This is a genomic window from Pseudomonas sp. B21-031 (assembly GCF_024748985.1).
GTDB lineage: Bacteria > Pseudomonadota > Gammaproteobacteria > Pseudomonadales > Pseudomonadaceae > Aquipseudomonas > Aquipseudomonas kermanshahensis.
The window spans coordinates 4,834,702-4,850,836 of the sequence record NZ_CP087181.1; the positions used below are offsets into that span (position 1 = coordinate 4,834,702).

General features: G+C 62.6%; 17 protein-coding genes. 9 read left to right on the plus strand and 8 right to left on the minus strand.

What is annotated here, in order from left to right; all coding sequences use genetic code 11:
• Positions 1 to 232 precede the first annotated feature (232 nt).
• Positions 233 to 1,552, plus strand: a complete 1,320-nt coding sequence (locus tag LOY53_RS21535) for an MFS transporter (protein ID WP_085273593.1) — start codon at positions 233 to 235, stop codon at positions 1,550 to 1,552.
• Between the two features lie 473 nt (positions 1,553 to 2,025).
• Positions 2,026 to 3,165 carry a Fic family protein gene (locus tag LOY53_RS21540; RefSeq protein ID WP_258703273.1) on the plus strand — a complete coding sequence of 380 codons (1,140 nt, stop codon included), beginning with the start codon at positions 2,026 to 2,028 and terminating at the stop codon, positions 3,163 to 3,165.
• Here the strand turns inward: LOY53_RS21540 and LOY53_RS21545 are convergent.
• Complete coding sequence (locus LOY53_RS21545) at positions 3,144 to 3,896, minus strand: hypothetical protein (protein ID WP_252825701.1); 753 nt, start codon at positions 3,894 to 3,896, stop codon at positions 3,144 to 3,146. The genes LOY53_RS21540 and LOY53_RS21545 overlap by 22 nt on opposite strands.
• Positions 3,897 to 4,237: 341 nt before the next feature.
• Between LOY53_RS21545 and LOY53_RS21550 the strand changes: the two genes are divergently transcribed.
• Together LOY53_RS21550 and LOY53_RS21555 are read left to right on the plus strand one after the other, a co-directional pair.
• Positions 4,238 to 4,564 carry a hypothetical protein gene (locus LOY53_RS21550; RefSeq protein ID WP_099455190.1) on the plus strand — a complete coding sequence of 109 codons (327 nt, stop codon included), beginning with the start codon at positions 4,238 to 4,240 and terminating at the stop codon, positions 4,562 to 4,564.
• Between the two features lie 117 nt (positions 4,565 to 4,681).
• On the plus strand, positions 4,682 to 5,293 hold the full coding sequence (locus LOY53_RS21555; RefSeq protein WP_258703274.1) for a flavin reductase family protein: 612 nt from the start codon (positions 4,682 to 4,684) through the stop codon (positions 5,291 to 5,293).
• On the opposite strand, the gene LOY53_RS21560 is transcribed toward LOY53_RS21555, so the two are convergent.
• Both LOY53_RS21560 and LOY53_RS21565 read right to left on the minus strand, forming a co-directional pair.
• Positions 5,294 to 5,527, minus strand: a complete 234-nt coding sequence (locus LOY53_RS21560; RefSeq protein ID WP_099455191.1) for a hypothetical protein — start codon at positions 5,525 to 5,527, stop codon at positions 5,294 to 5,296. It abuts the gene before it with no gap.
• A gap of 55 nt (positions 5,528 to 5,582) precedes the next feature.
• Positions 5,583 to 5,876 carry a putative quinol monooxygenase gene (locus LOY53_RS21565; protein ID WP_027594108.1) on the minus strand — a complete coding sequence of 98 codons (294 nt, stop codon included), beginning with the start codon at positions 5,874 to 5,876 and terminating at the stop codon, positions 5,583 to 5,585.
• Positions 5,877 to 6,075: 199 nt separating this feature from the next.
• Here LOY53_RS21565 and LOY53_RS21570 point away from each other — a divergent pair, with 199 nt between their 5' ends.
• Entirely contained in the window at positions 6,076 to 6,996 is a 921-nt protein-coding gene (locus LOY53_RS21570) for an AraC family transcriptional regulator (protein ID WP_027594107.1), read from the plus strand.
• Between the two features lie 19 nt (positions 6,997 to 7,015).
• Here LOY53_RS21570 and LOY53_RS21575 read toward each other — a convergent pair whose 3' ends face one another.
• On the minus strand, positions 7,016 to 8,653 hold the full coding sequence (locus tag LOY53_RS21575; RefSeq protein ID WP_099455192.1) for a 5-guanidino-2-oxopentanoate decarboxylase: 1,638 nt from the start codon (positions 8,651 to 8,653) through the stop codon (positions 7,016 to 7,018).
• Positions 8,654 to 8,767: 114 nt separating this feature from the next.
• Between LOY53_RS21575 and LOY53_RS21580 the strand changes: the two genes are divergently transcribed.
• Positions 8,768 to 9,640 (plus strand): LysR substrate-binding domain-containing protein, encoded by an 873-nt coding sequence (locus LOY53_RS21580; RefSeq protein WP_252825704.1) that lies wholly within the window; start codon positions 8,768 to 8,770, stop codon positions 9,638 to 9,640.
• On the opposite strand, the gene LOY53_RS21585 is transcribed toward LOY53_RS21580, so the two are convergent.
• Together LOY53_RS21585 and LOY53_RS21590 are read right to left on the minus strand one after the other, a co-directional pair.
• Positions 9,634 to 10,248 (minus strand): NAD(P)-dependent oxidoreductase, encoded by a 615-nt coding sequence (locus tag LOY53_RS21585; protein ID WP_252825705.1) that lies wholly within the window; start codon positions 10,246 to 10,248, stop codon positions 9,634 to 9,636. The genes LOY53_RS21580 and LOY53_RS21585 overlap by 7 nt on opposite strands.
• A gap of 27 nt (positions 10,249 to 10,275) precedes the next feature.
• Entirely contained in the window at positions 10,276 to 11,151 is an 876-nt protein-coding gene (locus LOY53_RS21590; protein WP_252825707.1) for an MBL fold metallo-hydrolase, read from the minus strand.
• A 104-nt stretch (positions 11,152 to 11,255) separates the two neighbouring features.
• On the opposite strand from LOY53_RS21590, the gene LOY53_RS21595 reads away from it, so the two are divergent.
• Together LOY53_RS21595 and LOY53_RS21600 are read left to right on the plus strand one after the other, a co-directional pair.
• Positions 11,256 to 12,164 carry a LysR family transcriptional regulator gene (locus LOY53_RS21595; RefSeq protein WP_099430320.1) on the plus strand — a complete coding sequence of 303 codons (909 nt, stop codon included), beginning with the start codon at positions 11,256 to 11,258 and terminating at the stop codon, positions 12,162 to 12,164.
• Between the two features lie 67 nt (positions 12,165 to 12,231).
• Positions 12,232 to 12,405: a hypothetical protein gene (locus tag LOY53_RS21600; RefSeq protein ID WP_172960383.1), complete on the plus strand. Its 174-nt coding sequence runs from the start codon at positions 12,232 to 12,234 to the stop codon at positions 12,403 to 12,405.
• A gap of 19 nt (positions 12,406 to 12,424) precedes the next feature.
• Here LOY53_RS21600 and LOY53_RS21605 read toward each other — a convergent pair whose 3' ends face one another.
• On the minus strand, positions 12,425 to 13,294 hold the full coding sequence (locus tag LOY53_RS21605) for an oxaloacetate decarboxylase (protein ID WP_027594101.1): 870 nt from the start codon (positions 13,292 to 13,294) through the stop codon (positions 12,425 to 12,427).
• A 347-nt stretch (positions 13,295 to 13,641) separates the two neighbouring features.
• On the opposite strand from LOY53_RS21605, the gene LOY53_RS21610 reads away from it, so the two are divergent.
• Positions 13,642 to 15,093 (plus strand): MDR family MFS transporter, encoded by a 1,452-nt coding sequence (locus LOY53_RS21610; RefSeq protein ID WP_258703275.1) that lies wholly within the window; start codon positions 13,642 to 13,644, stop codon positions 15,091 to 15,093.
• 388 nt (positions 15,094 to 15,481) lie between these two features.
• Here LOY53_RS21610 and ttgR read toward each other — a convergent pair whose 3' ends face one another.
• Positions 15,482 to 16,114: an efflux transport transcriptional regulator TtgR gene (gene ttgR, locus LOY53_RS21615; RefSeq protein ID WP_027594099.1), complete on the minus strand. Its 633-nt coding sequence runs from the start codon at positions 16,112 to 16,114 to the stop codon at positions 15,482 to 15,484.
• Positions 16,115 to 16,135 lie beyond the last annotated feature (21 nt).

The window sequence follows — 16,135 nt, forward strand, 5'->3', positions numbered from 1 at the left end:
ATCCATGACCCCAACGCTTTACCTTCTAGGGGCTGACTTGCAGCCTTTCGCGGGCAAGCCTGCTCCAACCAAGCCCGCATGCGCAGTGGGCTTGGTGCAGGCGGGCTTGCCTGCGAACGGGGTGCAGCGCCCTCAAATGAATCACCTCGCACCCATTTGGCACACCTTCTGCAATCACCGTGGCAAGCAGCGCTCCGGCGCGCTCCACAAAAACAACGAGAAGGTATCCCTGATGGATAACGCCACCTCCCTGCCAACCGGGGCGGCCGTCGCGCCGGCCGCAGAAAAAACCACCGCCAGCCGCCTGAAGTCGATCTTCAGCGGTTCCATCGGCAACATGGTCGAATGGTACGACTGGTACGTCTACGCCGCATTCTCGCTGTACTTCGCCAAAGCCTTCTTCCCCGCTGGCGACACCACCGCACAACTGCTCAACACCGCCGCGATCTTCGCCGTGGGCTTCCTCATGCGCCCGATCGGTGGCTGGCTGATGGGCCTGTATGCCGACCGCAAAGGCCGCAAGGCCGCGCTGATGGCCTCGGTCCTGCTGATGTGCGGGGGCTCGCTGCTCATCGCCCTGACGCCCGGCTATGAAACCATCGGTGTTGCCGCGCCGATCCTGCTGGTCTTCGCACGCTTGCTGCAGGGCCTGTCGGTGGGCGGTGAATACGGCACCTCGGCCACCTACCTCAGCGAGATGGCCAGCAAGGAACGCCGTGGGTTCTTCTCCAGCTTCCAGTACGTGACCCTGATTTCTGGCCAGCTTATCGCCCTGGCGGTGCTGATCATCCTGCAACAGACGCTCACCACTGAGCAGCTGTATGCCTGGGGCTGGCGTGTTCCCTTCGTGATCGGCGCGCTGTGCGCGGTGGTTGCGCTGTACCTGCGTCGCGGCATGGAAGAGACCGCCTCCTTCACCAAGAAGGAAAAGTCCAAAGAAAGCCTGATGCGCACCCTGATGCGTCATCCCAAAGAGCTGATGACCGTGGTCGGCCTGACCATGGGCGGCACCCTGGCCTTCTACACCTACACCACCTACATGCAAAAGTACCTGGTCAACACCGTGGGCATGAGCATCAGCGACTCGACCACCATCTCGGCCGCCACGCTGTTCCTGTTCATGTGCCTGCAGCCGGTGATCGGCGGCCTGTCCGACAAGATCGGCCGGCGCCCGATTCTGATCGCCTTCGGTGTACTCGGTACGCTGTTCACTGTGCCGATCCTCAGCACCTTGCACACCGTGCAAACCTGGTGGGGCGCGTTCTTCCTGATCATGGCGGCGCTGATCATCGTCAGTGGCTACACCTCGATCAACGCGGTGGTCAAAGCCGAACTGTTCCCGACTGAAATCCGCGCCCTGGGCGTTGGCCTGCCATACGCCCTGACCGTGTCGATCTTCGGCGGCACCGCCGAATACGTCGCCCTGTGGTTCAAGAGCAATGGCATGGAAACCGGCTTCTACTGGTACGTCACCGGCTGCATCGCCTGCTCGCTGCTGGTATACGCGACCATGAAAGACACCAAGCATCATTCGCGCATCACCACCGACTGATACTGATCCGGCAGATATGAAAAAGGGGCGCTCCGTTGCACGGGGCGCCCCTTTTTTTGGGGGTGCTTGTCGCTGGATCTTATGCGCCTTTGAGATCGAGCGCCGCCCGCGCGGCGCTTCGCAGCACAAGGCTGCTCCTACAGCTGTTTCGGGCCAATGAGCCCTGATACATAGGCGGCGCGGCCCTTGGGCGGCCACCTCGATATTGTGCGGAACAAACAAGGCGGTCGCGCGCGCAGGTACAGGCGTAACTGGCCCGAAACAGATGTAGGAGCAGCCTTGTGCTGCGAAGCGCCGCGCGGGCGGCGCTCGATTTGCGCACCACCTCAAAACCCAAGACAAGCACTTGGCAGCGTTCACCCTATCTCTCAGCAAGCAAATCGCGGTGGCATGAGCCGATTAGCGGCCCTATTCGGCTCACATGATGAGCCGAATAGCAGTATTATTCGGCTCACTGAGAAGTTGGAGCGATCATGAACAGCCCACTATGGATATGGCAGCAACCCGACTGGCCCCATTTCCAGTGGCAAAGCGACGCGCTTGCCCCATTGCTACGCAGTTGCGTCGAGATGCAAGGACGCCTGCTGGGCAAGATCGGCTCCATCGATGCGATCAGCGAGTGCGAGAACATCCTCGACACACTGCTGCAGAACATTGTCACGTCGTCGGCGATCGAGGGTGAACAGCTGAACGTGGGTTCGGTGCGCTCGTCCCTCGCTCGACGGCTGGGCATCCATGAGCAAGGCGCGACTACTGCGCGGAGCGAAGGGCTGGCTGAATTGATGCTGGATGCGACACGCGGGTACGACCAACCGCTGACCTTGCAGCGCCTGTTCACCTGGCATCACTGGTTGTTCCCAGCGGCGGAAGAAGGCCTGAGCAAAGCAGTTCTGGTGGGCCAACTGCGTGACGAGACAACCATGCAGGTGATCTCCGGTCGCCTCGACAAGCCCACGGTGCACTTTCAGGTACCGCCCCGTGATGCCCTTGAAGAGCAGGTTGCAGCTTTTCTCGATTGGTTTGCCAGCAGCCGCCATGCCACTCACCTGGACCCCCTGCTACGCGCAGGTGTCGCCCATTTCTGGTTCGTCACCTTGCACCCGTTCGACGATGGCAATGGCCGCCTGACCCGCGCCATCACCGACTTGGCGCTGGCCCAGGCCGAGCAGCAGGCAATCCGCTTCTACGCCATGTCTGCCAGCATCCTGGAAGACCGGGCTGGCTACTACCAGATACTGGAGAACAGCCAGAAGGACGGCCTCGACATTACCCGGTGGCTGACCTGGTTCCTTGAAACCCTGCTGCGCAGCCTCGAGCAGGCGTTGCTGAACATCGACCGGATACTCACCAAAGCCAGGTTCTGGCATGTGCATCGGGCGCACGGCCTTTTACCCGAACAGGTCAAGGTGCTCAACCGGCTGCTCGACGGGGGCCCACGCGGCTTCGAAGAAGGCATCAATGCCGCGCAGTACCAGGCCGTTGCGAAAGTCTCCAAGGCCACTGCAACCCGCCACCTCACCGACCTGCTCGACAAGGCGTGCCTGGCCCGTCTGCCGGGCGGGGGCCGCAGTACCCGTTATCGCATCAATACTCAGGACATCTCCAGCACCTGACGCGGCTCACGCCGCTGGTAATAGGTTGCCATCAGCACCAGTACCAGCAGCACACCGGCGAGTACTGCCGATGAGCCGACCGTGCCGAAGTCCAGCCCACCCTTCTCGTGTGGCTTGGTCAGGACGTCGCCCAGGGTGGCGCCGAATGGGCGAGTCAGGACGAACGCGACCCAGAACAGCACAACGCCAGGGATGCGCGTCCAGTAACGCGCCACGACCACCATCGCGATGGCGCTGCCCACCAGCAACGCACCACCGGCGAAGCCAAGCCCCGAATCATCCGCCAGGTAATCGCCCAAGGCGGTGCCCAACGTGTTCGAGAACAGAATCGCCACCCAATAGAACAACTCGCCCGCGCGGTTCTTGATACGGGTGACGTCCAAGGGGTTACCACTCAGGCGCCACACCAGGAAGGTCAGCAGCAAGATGCCGATCAGAATCGACGAGCCCGCGGCGTAGCCCAAGCCAAGTGTGCGGTCCATGAAGTCGGACATGGTGGTGCCGGCCGTACTGGTGGAAAGAATCACCAGCCAATAGAGCATCGGGTGGTAGCGCCGTGAGTAGAGCTGGCCGAGCAGGGTCAGCAGAAACACGCTGATCAACATCAGCGAGCTCAGCGCGTAGCCGATATTCAGGGTCATCGACAGCAAATCGCCCGCCGTCTCGCCCAGGGTCGTTGCGCAGATCTTCATGACCCAGAAGGCCAAGGTGATTTGCGGGAGTTTATTCATTGTTTGCCGCTCCGGTTTTAAGTGCGGCGATGGTGCTGAGCAAAGCCTGAAAAATCGGTTTATGGCGTATGAAAAAAGCGTTCATTAACGCTCGCAGGCTTATTTTCGTTCTTAACGCCGCATTAATTCGACATCGTCATCCTGCAATGGCTGGCGAAACGCTGATCCATACCCTGCAACGTTCCCCTCAGCCCACTCGAGGGCTCATCGCTGACGCGGCCAAACACATCGATTAAATCGATAACTAGACGCTATTTTTTGCGCTTTTTTATCAATTTTATCGGCGTAGGATTAAACCCATAGAAACAAACAACCTCTCGCCCCCCCCTGGAGCAACGACCATGAAAAACAAACTGATCCTCACCCTGGCCCTCTCGGTAATCGCCACTGGCGCCTTCGCCGAAGACGGCTTCGACCGCACCAGCGCCCACACCTTCGCAGCGGTGCAGAGCCAATCCGCCGCGTACGCTGAAGACGGTTTCGACCGCACAGGCGGCCAACGCTTCGCTGAAGATGGTTACGACCGCACCGGCGCCCAGCGCTTCGCCGAAGACGGCTACGACCGCACTGGCGCTCAACGTTTTGCCGAAGATGGCTTTGACCGCACCGGCGGCCAGCGTTTTGCAGAAGACGGCTTCGACCGTACCAACGCCCACCGCATCAGCTAACCCCTGATGCGTGCAACCAGCCCGGCTTCGGCCGGGCTTGATCATTTCCAGCCGGGCAAAGGCTTGGCACACTAGCGCCTCGTCCCCCAAGAGGTAGGGCCAGCAAGCCCAGCACCGATGTACTACTACGAACCCGCCAAAGGCCACGGCCTGCCCCACGACCCCTTTAACGCCATCGTCGGCCCCCGCCCAATCGGCTGGATCTCGTCCCACGACCGCGAAGGCCGCCTGAACCTGGCGCCCTACAGCTTCTTCAACGCCTTCAACTACATCCCACCGATCATCGGTTTCTGCAGCGTCGGGCGCAAAGACAGCCTGAACAACATCGAGCAGACCGGCGAGTTTGTCTGGAACCTGGCGACCCGGCCATTGGCCGAGGCGATGAACCAGAGCTGCGCGGCGGTAGCGGCAGACGTCAATGAGTTCGAACTGAGCGGTTTGACAGCAGCGCCATCGCGCGTCGTCAAGGTGCCACGGGTGGGCGAAACCCCGGTGGCGTTCGAGTGCAAGGTGAGCCAGATTGTCCAGCTGAAACGGGCAGACCAGGAGTCGGTGCCCAGCTGGCTGATCCTCGGCGAAGTGGTGGCGGTGCACATTGCCGAGCCTCTGCTGAAAAACGGTATCTACGACACCGCCGCCGCCGAACCGATCCTGCGTGGCGGCGGCCCGGCGGACTATTTCGAACTGGGCAACCTGTTCAAGATGGCCAGGCCACAAGTGGGCAACTGATCACCAGATCAGCTCGCCCTCTTCAGTGACGCCCTGCAGGCGTTCCAGCTCGGCGCAGGCGGCCTCATCGGCCGCCACGGCGCCCTTGAACACCTGGCCGTCCAGTACCTTGTGAAAGCGCGGCGCCCCGCCCATGCCCAGCGCCTTCACCGCGATGGCGGCGTTGTAGCCACCACCTTCCACCGGGACCATCGCCGAAACGGCTTCGAACTGCGGGAATTCTCTACGTGCCATGCTGCGCTCTGGGTAGTTGATCGAAGGCGACATTTTAACCTGTGCCCATCAGCAATCAATCGAAGGTATGCAGGTCCAGGCTGCTGACCACTTGCGCCTGCACCAGCTCACCGAATACCTCCAGGGTTGGCGAAGCGAAGTAGCCGCTCATCGCCTGCTGATCACGCCAACTGCCGCTGAGCAGCCAAAGGTCGGCGTCGGCCTGCGAGCGCTGGACCGTGAAGCTCAGGCACCCCGGTGTACGCAATGAGGGTTCGAGCAGATCGCGCAGGCGCGCGCCCAGCTCCGCCGAACGACCGCTGCTGGCACGGATGAAAGCCAAGTGGGTGACCGGTTGTCGTAGGGTCATTGCACGATCTCCTTGAGCAGGCGGACGAAAAACCAGGCTGCCAAGGTTAGAGGCTGGCACGCGCGACGCGTTAGGCTATTACTGCCGGGCGATTGCCTGATCCTGCACCGCGGCAGGATCAGGCAATCGCCGTGCAGCTTTCGACTAGCGCCCGCCATTGCCCAAACCTATGCTGCGTCAGTCAGTAGAGGAAGCCACCATGACCACCCCCACGTCCATCGAACCGACCCTGGAAGTGCAACGCCAGGAGCTGGCCGAGCTGATCCGCCGGCATGCCGGCGACCCACCCGGCAGCGCGTCGGCCATCGACGACCTGTACCTGGTCAGCTATCGGGAGAGTGTCCGCTCGGTGCCCACCTTGGCGCAGCCGGCCTTGTGCGTCCTTGCCCATGGCAGCAAGAGCCTGTTTCTGGGTGACGAACAGTACGTCTACGACCCGCTGCACTACATGGTGGTGTCGGTGACCTTGCCACTGAGCGGCGTGAAGCTCGATGCCAGCCCAGAAAACCCAAGCCTGGGCCTGCGGCTGGACTTGGACCCGGCGGAGATCAGCCAGCTGATTGCCGAAAGCGGGCCGATGTTGGTGCCCAGCCTGCCTTCCGGCCGTGGTTTGTATGTCGAGAAGACCGATGCAGCGTTGCTGGATGCGCTGCTGCGCTTGATCCGCCTGCTGGATTCGCCACGGGACATTGCCATGCTGGCGCCGCTGATCCGCCGCGAAATCCTTTACCGCCTGCTGCGTGGGCCGCAGGGTTATCGGCTGTATGAAATCGCCTTGGCCAACAGCCAGACCCATCGGGTATGCCAGGCCATCACCTGGCTCAACCAGAACTTCCAGCAGCCGTTGCGCATCGAAGACCTGGCCCGTGAGGTCAACCTCAGCACCTCGACCTTGCACCATCGGTTCAAGGCCGTGACGTCGATGAGCCCGCTGCAGTACCAGAAGCAATTGCGCCTGCAGGAGGCCCGGCGGCTGATGCTCAATGACGGGCTTGAGGCAGCGGTGGCGGGCTATCGCGTGGGGTACGAAAGCCCTTCGCAATTCAGCCGCGAGTACAGCCGGCTGTATGGCGCACCCCCGATCCGCGATGTGGCGCGGTTGCGCGCCACAGCGGGGTAAGGGTTACCGGCAGTTTCAGTTAACCTGCGACTGCCGCCTGCCACTGATTCTGATCCACCTGAATCAACGTCGGCCCTTTGCGCTCCACCGCACGCCCCAGTGCCGCCTGCAGCTGCGCGACATCACTCACATGCTCCGCGTCAGCGCCCAACGCCCGGGCCACGCCGATGAAGTCGGGGGTATGAATATCCACCCCGACCGGCTCGATGGCGCGGTTGACCATGTACTTCTTGATTTCCTCGTAACCCTGGTTGTTCCACAGCAGCACGATCAGCGGCACTTGCGCCTCGACTGCACTGGCCAGCTCCGGCAGGGTGAACTGCATGCCACCATCGCCAATCAGGCAAACCGACGGCGCGCGCTCGGCAATTTGCGCGGCGCTGCCCAGCCAGGCGCCCATCGCCGCCGGCAGTGCATAACCCAAGGTGCCGTAGCCGGTCGAGGCATTGAACCAGCGGCGAGGCTCATCCATGTCCAGCGTGAGGTTGCCGGAGTACACCGGCTGGGTCGAGTCCCCGACCAGAATGGCATTGGGCAGTGTCTGGAGGATACTGGTCAGCAGGCGGGTCTGGCTCAGGGTCGGCTGGTCCCAGCCGTCCGCCAGCGATTGGCGCAGCTGCGTGACGCGTGCTGCACCCCAGGTACTTTCACGCGCCGGCAGCGGCTGCTGTTGCAAGGCAACGCACAGTGCTTCGGCGGCCAGGTCGGCGTCAGCGACCAGCGCCAGCTCAGGCAGATAGTTGCGCACCGTCTGGTCCGGGTCGATGTCGATCCGCAGCAAGCTGCCCGGGATCTCGAAGCCGCCCTTGAAGGTCACGTCATAGTCGGTTTCGGCCAGCTCGGTACCGATGGCCAACACCACATCCGCTTCGGCCACCAGCGCACGGGTAGCCGGCAGCGACTGAGTCGAGCCGATTTGCAAAGGATGATTGGAAGCCAGCAAGCCCTTGGCGTTGATGGTCAAGGCCACCGGTGCCTGAAGCTGCTCTGCCAGGCGTGCCAGCGAAGCGCCAGCGTTCAATGCGCCGCCGCCGGCCAGGATCAACGGGCGCTTCGCCTGGGCCAGACGCTCGGCCATCTGCGCCACGGCCTGCGGCGCGGCACCTGCCCGGCTGCTGCGGACCGGGCGGGCCGGCAGCAGGTGATCGGCCGGCTCGACCAGTACATCCAGCGGAATCTCGATATGCACCGGGCGCGGTCGAGCACCGTCGAACACGGCGAAGGCCCGGGCCAGTACCTGGGGCAGGTCGTCTGCGCTCATCAGGGTTTGGGAGAAGGCTGCCACACCCGACACCAGTGCAGATTGGTTGGGCAGTTCGTGCAGCTTGCCGCGGCCGCCGCCCAGCTGATCGCGCGATTGCACGCTGGAAATCACCAGCATCGGGATCGAATCGGCATAGGCCTGGCCCATGGCGGTGGTGATATTGGTCATCCCCGGGCCGGTGATGATGAAGCACACACCGGGTTTGCCGCGCGTGCGTGCGTAGCCGTCGGCCATGAAGCCGGCACCTTGCTCGTGGCGCGGGGTGATATGACGAATGGAGGACGTTGCCAAGCCGCGATAGAGCTCAACGGTATGCACGCCTGGAATGCCGAAGACATGGTCCACACCATAGCCTTCAAGGAGTTTGACCAGTACTTCGCCGCAGGTTGCCATGTGTGTTTACCTTGAGTCTTGTTGAAATCTACGCTTATTGGACCCAAGGCAGCGCTATCGCCACAATGCAAAAAAACACATACTAGCCATGTCTTCAAATCATGGCTCAGTGCAATGAAACGCCTTCCTCCCCTGCCCGCCTTGCACACCTTCCTGGTGACCGCCCAGCACTGCAATTTCACCCGTGCGGGGCAGCAGTTGCACATCACCCAAGGTGCCGTGAGCCGGCAGATCGCCGCGCTTGAAGCGCACCTCGGTTACGCCCTGTTCCAGCGCCAGGCCCGTGGCCTGAGCCTGACGCGTGAAGGCCAGGACTGGCTGCCCCGGGTGCAACAGGTGTTTGCCCTGATCGAACAAGGCGTGCGGGAAGTCGGCGGGCATAGCGCCACATTGCAACTCAAGGCGCCAACCTGCGTGATGCGCTGGCTGCTGCCGCGCCTGATGGAATGGCAGGCGCTGCGCCCGGATGTGCCAGTAGAGCTGACCACCACGGTGCAGCATGGGGTGGATTTTGCTCGCGAAGGCTTTGATGCAGCGGTGGTGTATGGCAGCGCGCCGAACCTGGGCTTGCAGGTGCGCAAGCTGTTCGACGAGCAACTGACGCCAGTGTGCGCCCCTTCGCTGCTGCAAGGCCCGTTGCCGTTGGCCAACATCGACGACCTGATGCGCCATATGCTCCTGCACCCCTCGCGTGATGAGCATGACTGGCGTTTATGGCTGCAGGCGGCCGGTGCCACGGTCGATGTACAGGGGCCAAAGCAGCATTTCGAAACGCTGGACATGGCGATGGCCATGGCATCCCAAGGCACCGGGGTGGCCATCGGCGATTGGTCGCTGATCGGCGATGACCTGCGCAGCAAACGGCTGTGCATGCCGTTTGCCCTGAAGGTGACGACCGGCAAAGGCTACTACCTGGTCAGCCAGGCCAGGCACCAGCCAGCCGGGCTGGTCGAGTTGCTGGACTGGCTGCAGGCAGTGGCTCAATAACCGACGGTAAACCGCGCCCGCGAATGTGCCGGCTTCTCCAGCTCATCGAGCATGGCAATCGCGTAGTCGGCAAAGGTGATCCAGCTCTTGCCATCGGCACCGATCAGCAGATGATCCTTGCCCAGCGTGTAGTGCCCGCTGCGTTCACCTTCGACGAACTCCGCCGATGGCGACAGGAAGGTCCAATCCAGGTTCGGCTCTTGGCGCAGTACCTCAAGAAAACGCACGCCCGCGCTCGCTTCGGCCTTGTAGGCCTCGGGGAAGTCCGGGCTGTCGATCACCCGGTGCCCCGAAGGCAACAGCAGGCTACCCGCCCCGCCCACCACCAGCAGGCGCTTGACCCCGGCACGCTTGACCGGCTCGATGATCGCGTGCGCTTCGATCGTCGAGAAATGCGCAGCACTCAACACCGCGTCCACACCGGAGACAGCCGCTTGCAGCGCCGCGCTGTCCTTGGCATCGAGTGCCTTGACGGTCACCCCCTCACGCCCCTGCAACCGCGACGGGTCGCGGGCAATGGCCACCACGCTGTGGCCACGGCGCAGGGCTTCTTCCAGCAACTGGCTGCCGGCACGGCCGGTGGCGCCAATGATTGCGATCTTGCTCATGGGAAACACTCCATCAGTTGAACGGAATTACCACTTCATCTCGCCCTTGGCGACCTTGGCGCCGAGCTCCAGCGAGCTCTCGTCGGCCAGGTCCGGGTAGCGTTTTTTCATCGCAGCCACCAACGCAGCGGCGTCTTTTGCCTTGGCGGTTTCGGCATCGAATGCCTGAATGTAGTCCGCCGTGAAGCGCACGGCGGCGAGCGAACGGCTGTTTTGGCCGAGGTAATGGCCGGGGACCACGGTGCGCGGTGCCAGCTGCTCGATCCGCTTGAGCGTGCCCAGCCAATCGGCATGCGACTTGGCCGACTGGGTATCGGCCATCCACACATGGATGTGTTCCGAAACCACCACCCCACCGACCACCGCCTTGATCGACGGAATCCAGACAAAGCTGCGATCAGGTTGCGGGCCGTCCAGGCCAACCACGTCGAGCGCCTGGCCCTCCAGGGTCAGGCGATGGCCTTCGAGCACCTCAGGCACGACCAGACGAGCCGGTTTGTCCGCGCCCATTTGCGGGCCCCAGTAGGCGAGCTTCGCGTCCATGGTCTGGCGAATATGCGCGACGGTAGCCGCTGAGGCGACGACCTTGGCCTGTGGGAAAGCCTGGGTCAGTGTGTCGAGGCCGAAGTAGTAGTCCGGGTCGCCATGGCTGATGTAGATCGTCGTCAGCCGCTTGCCACCGGCGCGCAGACGCTCGACCACCTGTTCGGCCTGGGCCTTGCCGAACTGAGCATCGACCAGCACGGCGTCCTTTTCGCCACTGACAATCACCGAACTGACCGGGAAAATCGCTTCGTGGCCAGGGTTGTAGACGTCCAACTGCAAAGGTTCGGCAGCCAGCGCCTGGCCGGTCAGCGCAACACAGGCCAGCATCAGGCCACGCAAGGGAGTGAATAGCGACATCGCAACGGTCCGTCTTGAAGAAGAATGCTCACCAGCTTAGTTGCCCGATCCATGCCAAAAAATGCGATGCTCAAACATAGTTTGTTTCTAAAATCGGGCAAATCATGGACCGTCTTAACGCGATGCGCGTTTTTGTCACCGTCATCGACCTGGGCAGCCAATCGGCGGCAGCGGACCACCTGCAACTGTCCAGGCCAGTGGTTTCACGCTACCTGGCAGAACTGGAGGATTGGGTTGGTGCGCGGCTGATGCAGCGCACCACGCGCAAGTTGAGCCTGACCGCCGCCGGCCAGGAAACACTGCCACGCTGCCGCCAACTGCTGGAACTCGCCGGTGACCTGCAGGTGGCCGTGCGCCAACCGGACGACGCCCCCCGCGGCGCGCTGCGCATCAGCGTCAGTACGTCATTCGGGCAGGCTCAACTGGTGGATGCCGTGGCCGCGTATGTACGGCGCTACCCCGGGGTGAAGGTCGAGCTGCAGATGCTCGATCGCACGGTCAACCTGGTGGACGAGCGCATCGACCTGGCCATCCGCACCAGTAACGACCTGGACCCGAACCTGATCGCCCGGCGTCTGACCGTGTGCCGTTCGGTGGTGTGCGCGGCACCGGCCTACCTGCGTGAGCATGGCACGCCGCAGCGGATCGAGGAATTAAGCGGGCACAACTGCCTGACCCATGCTTACTTCGGCCATCACCTCTGGCATTTCGAGGTACAGGGCCAAGCCGTTGCCGTCCCGGTCGAGGGCAACATCAGTGCGAATGAAGCGATGACCCTGCAAAAGGCGGCACTGGCCGGTGCGGGCATCGCCATGTTGCCGACCTACCAGGCTGCCGCCGCCCTGCGCACGGGCGAACTGGTGCGCCTGCTGCCCGAAGCACGGCCACGCGAACTCAACCTGAATGCGGTCTATACCTCGCGCAAGCACATGCCGGCGACCTTGCGCAGCATGCTGGATTTTCTCGCGCAGCGGTTCAAGGCCGAGCCGGAATGGGATCAGGACCTGGTGTAACCCCACAGCGCCGGGGATTGGCTACGCTTAGAGGTATCACCTGGCGTTGTAACAGGAGGTGAGCACCATGGGCATCAAAACAAGAAGGTTCGCGCTGGTCATGGCACTGTTTGCCATTGCCGGGCTGTACGGGTCGGCCTGCTGGCGGGTCGAGCTGCTACGCAACCAACCCAGCTCGGCCGCCCATTGTCAGCACGAACACTGCGTGCCACAAAGCGCAACCTTGAGCGCCGTGCGTTGAGCTGACGGCGCCCTGCCAGTCACTCCTCGACGCTCATGTACTCCTTGGCCCAGCGGATGTAATCCTCGGGTTGGGTGTAGGTGTGCGAGAGTTCGGTGGCGCTGAGGTTCTCGGACTTGTTCTGCTGGCCGCGCTGCAGGCGCAGGCAGTCATAAGTGGCCTTTATGGCAGCGAAATACGCGGCGTGGCCATCGACCACGATGCGCACGCCCAGGCGCGCCAGGCGCTCGTCATCGCGCAGGTTGGGGTTGGCGTAGGTCACCAGCATCAAGGGCACGGTCAAGTGCTCGGCGATTTGCTCGAGCTGCTCGAAATCCTTCACCCCCACCATGCAGATACCGTCGGCCCCGGCCTTCTGGTAGCTCTGGGTACGCACGATGATTTCTTCGGTGGTCAGTACACCGGCGTTGGTGCGGGCGATGATCGACAGCGACGAATCGACCCGTGCTTCAAGCGCAGCGCGAATCTTGCCGACGCCTTCCTCAACCGGAATCAAGTCGGTGGACTTGCGCCCGAACTGGGCCGGCAGCAGGGTATCTTCGATGGTCAGCGCCGCCACACCGGCACGCTCCAGCTCAATGACCGTGCGCATGACATTCAGCGCGTTACCGTAGCCGTGGTCGGCATCGGCGAGCACCGGCAGTTGCGCCACACGGCCAATGCGCGTGGCCTGCTCGACGAACTCGCTCAAGGTGATCAGGGCAAAATCCGGCGCAGCCAGTACCTGCAGCGAAGCCACCGAACCGCCAAGAATGCCGACTTCAAAGCCCAGGTCGGCGGCAATGCGCGCCGACATCGGGTCGAACACCGACGCGGTGTGGTAGCAGGAACCTGAAGCGAGCAGCTCGCGGAAGGCAAAACGCAAATCTTGGTGGGAAGCCCTGGGCATGATCACTCCGCAATAACGTGAAATTGAACGGTTGCTACCGACCCCTGAATCGGGTCTACCTGACCTGTTCCAACCGTCGCCATCTGGGCGGTCATGCTCGACATGCAGGCAGAGGAATAAAAGGTGTGGGATACAGCGGCACGAAAACCCTGCGGCAAATAGCTGCACCAAGCTGGTGCAGGCCACGGATTACAGCCCCTGCGGTCTAGCCACGATATCACGCAGCCATGCCTCACTGGATGAATGCGCCAATGCCGATCTTGCATAGGGGATGCAGATAGTACATAGGAAGCTACCTAAGTCAGGTTACAATTCATCGGCCTCAAGCCCATTGCCAAGGTAACCCCGTGACTGCCGCCCTGCCCCCGACCGTGCTGCGCAACGTGCTCACCGCCCTGATGCTGGCCATCTTCCTCGGTGCGCTGGACCAGACCATCGTCGCCGTCTCGCTGCCGGCCATCTCGGCCCAGTTCAACGATGTCGGCCTGCTCGCCTGGGTGATCTCTGGCTACATGGTGGCGATGACCGTGGCAGTGCCGATCTACGGCAAGCTGGGCGACCTGTATGGCCGGCGGCGGATGATCCTGACCGGCATCTCGCTGTTCACCCTGGCGTCGATTGCCTGCGCCCTGGCCCAGGACATGCAGCAACTGGTGCTGGCGCGCGTGCTGCAGGGGGTTGGCGCGGGCGGAATGGTGTCGGTCAGCCAGGCGATCATCGGGGACTTCGTGCCGCCCCGCGAACGCGGGCGTTACCAGGGCTACTTCAGCAGTATGTACGCCGTGGCCAGCGTCGCCGGGCCGGTGCTCGGTGGCTGGCTGACCGAGTACCTGTCGTGGCGCTGGGTGTTCTGGATCAACCTGCCGTTGGGGCTGGTCGCGTTGTGGGCGATCCACCGGGCGCTCGGCGACATGCCGGTAAAGCGTCGCGAGGCCCAGGTGGACTACCTGGGCGCGGTGCTACTGATTCTTGGCCTGGGCAGCCTGCTGCTGGGCATTACCCTGGTCGGCCAAGGGCACGCCTGGACAGCGCCGCCGGTGCTGGCGCTGTTCGCCTGCGCGGTGCTTGGCCTGATGCTGTTCATTGCCCACGAGCGGCGCTGCCAGGAGCCCCTGCTACCCCTCGGCCTGTTCGGCAACCGCGTCGCGGTGCTGTGCTGGGGCGTGATCTTTTTCGCCAGTTTCCAGTCGATTTCCCTGACCATGCTGATGCCCTTGCGCTACCAAGGCATCACCGGGGCAGGCGCCGATAGCGCGGCATTGCACTTGCTGCCACTGGCGATGGGCCTGCCGATGGGGGCCTTTACCGGGGGCCGCATGACCAGCCTCACCGGGCGCTACAAGCCGCAAATTCTCGCCGGTGCACTGTTGATGCCGGTGGCCATCTTCGCCATGGCGATCACACCGCCGCAGTCGGCCCTGCTCAGTGCCGTGTTCATGCTGCTGACCGGCATTGCCTGCGGGCTGCAGTTTCCGACTTCGCTGGTGGGCACGCAGAGCGCCGTGGACATCAAGGACATCGGCGTGGCTACCAGTACCACCAACCTGTTCCGCTCACTCGGGGGAGCCATGGGTGTGGCGTGCATGTCCAGCCTACTGCTGGCGTTGCTGCACCAAGGGGGGTTCGCGTTGCTGGGCAATCCATTGCTGGGGAGCCTGAAGGCTGGCGAGGCAGACCCGCAGACCCAAGCGCGGTTGCTGGAGACGTTCAGGCATTTGCTGATGGGCAGTGGCGTGATCGCACTGCTGGGGCTGGTGGTGGCGTTGGCGTTGCCGGACCGGCAATTGCGTGGGCGTTGAGCCTGCTGGGGGCGCTTGTCGCTGGATCTTCTGCACCCTTGAGATCGAGCGCCGCCCGCGCGGCGCTTCGCAGCACAAGGCTGCTCCTACATTTGTTTCGGGCCAATCAATCCTGAGACACAGGCGCGCGGCCCTTTGGCGCCTAGCTCAATATCGTGTGGAACAAACAAGGCGGTCGCGCGCGCTGGGACAGGCGTTACTGGCCCGAAACAGATGTAGGAGCAGCCTTGTGCTGCGAAGCGCCGCGCGGGCGGCGCTCGATTTGCGCCCCCCCTCAAAATCCAAGACAAGCGCCTGGCAACTACACGTTCCCACCATCACGTGAAGAACCTTTTAATCCCCCGTTAATACAATGAGGAAACACTCCCTCACAATCCTTAACAAAGAGTCATTTGCGCAGAGCCGGGCTCAAGCGCAGCATATCCAGCCCAGTGTCGACCCATTTTTCGACGTCACGCAGCAGATCGAAACTGTCTGGCAGCAGTAACCAGCGCCCGATCAGGCCATCGACATAGGCAAACATGGCCACCGCCGCGCGCTCGGCATCCAGCTCGGCAGGCAACTGGCCCCGGCGCACTGCATTGGCAAGCGCCAGGGTAATGCCCTTGTGGCAATCCAGCACCGTGCTCTGGCGCTGCTGGCGAATTTCACACATGTCATCGGTGAACTCGCACTTGTGATGCAGAATCTCATTGATACGCCGGGTTCGGGCATCGAGCACCAGCTCGTTGAACACCTGCAACAGCAGCTTGCGCATGCAACCAAGCGGGTCCAGCTCATCCTCGCTTTCGCTCGCACGCGCAAGGTGGTCATGGGTTTCGTGCAGGCTGTCGAGCAACGCCTGCACCAGTTCAGCTTTGTTATTGAAGTGCCAGTAGATCGCACCTCGGGTCACGCCCGCCAATTCGGCGATGTCAGCCAAGGTGGTTCGCGCAACCCCGCGCTTGTAGAAGGCCTTTTCCGCCGCCTCGATAATCTGGGCGCGGGTTTCCTGGGCTTCTTCTTTGGTTCTACGGACCATGGCAGTACAACCTCATCTGGG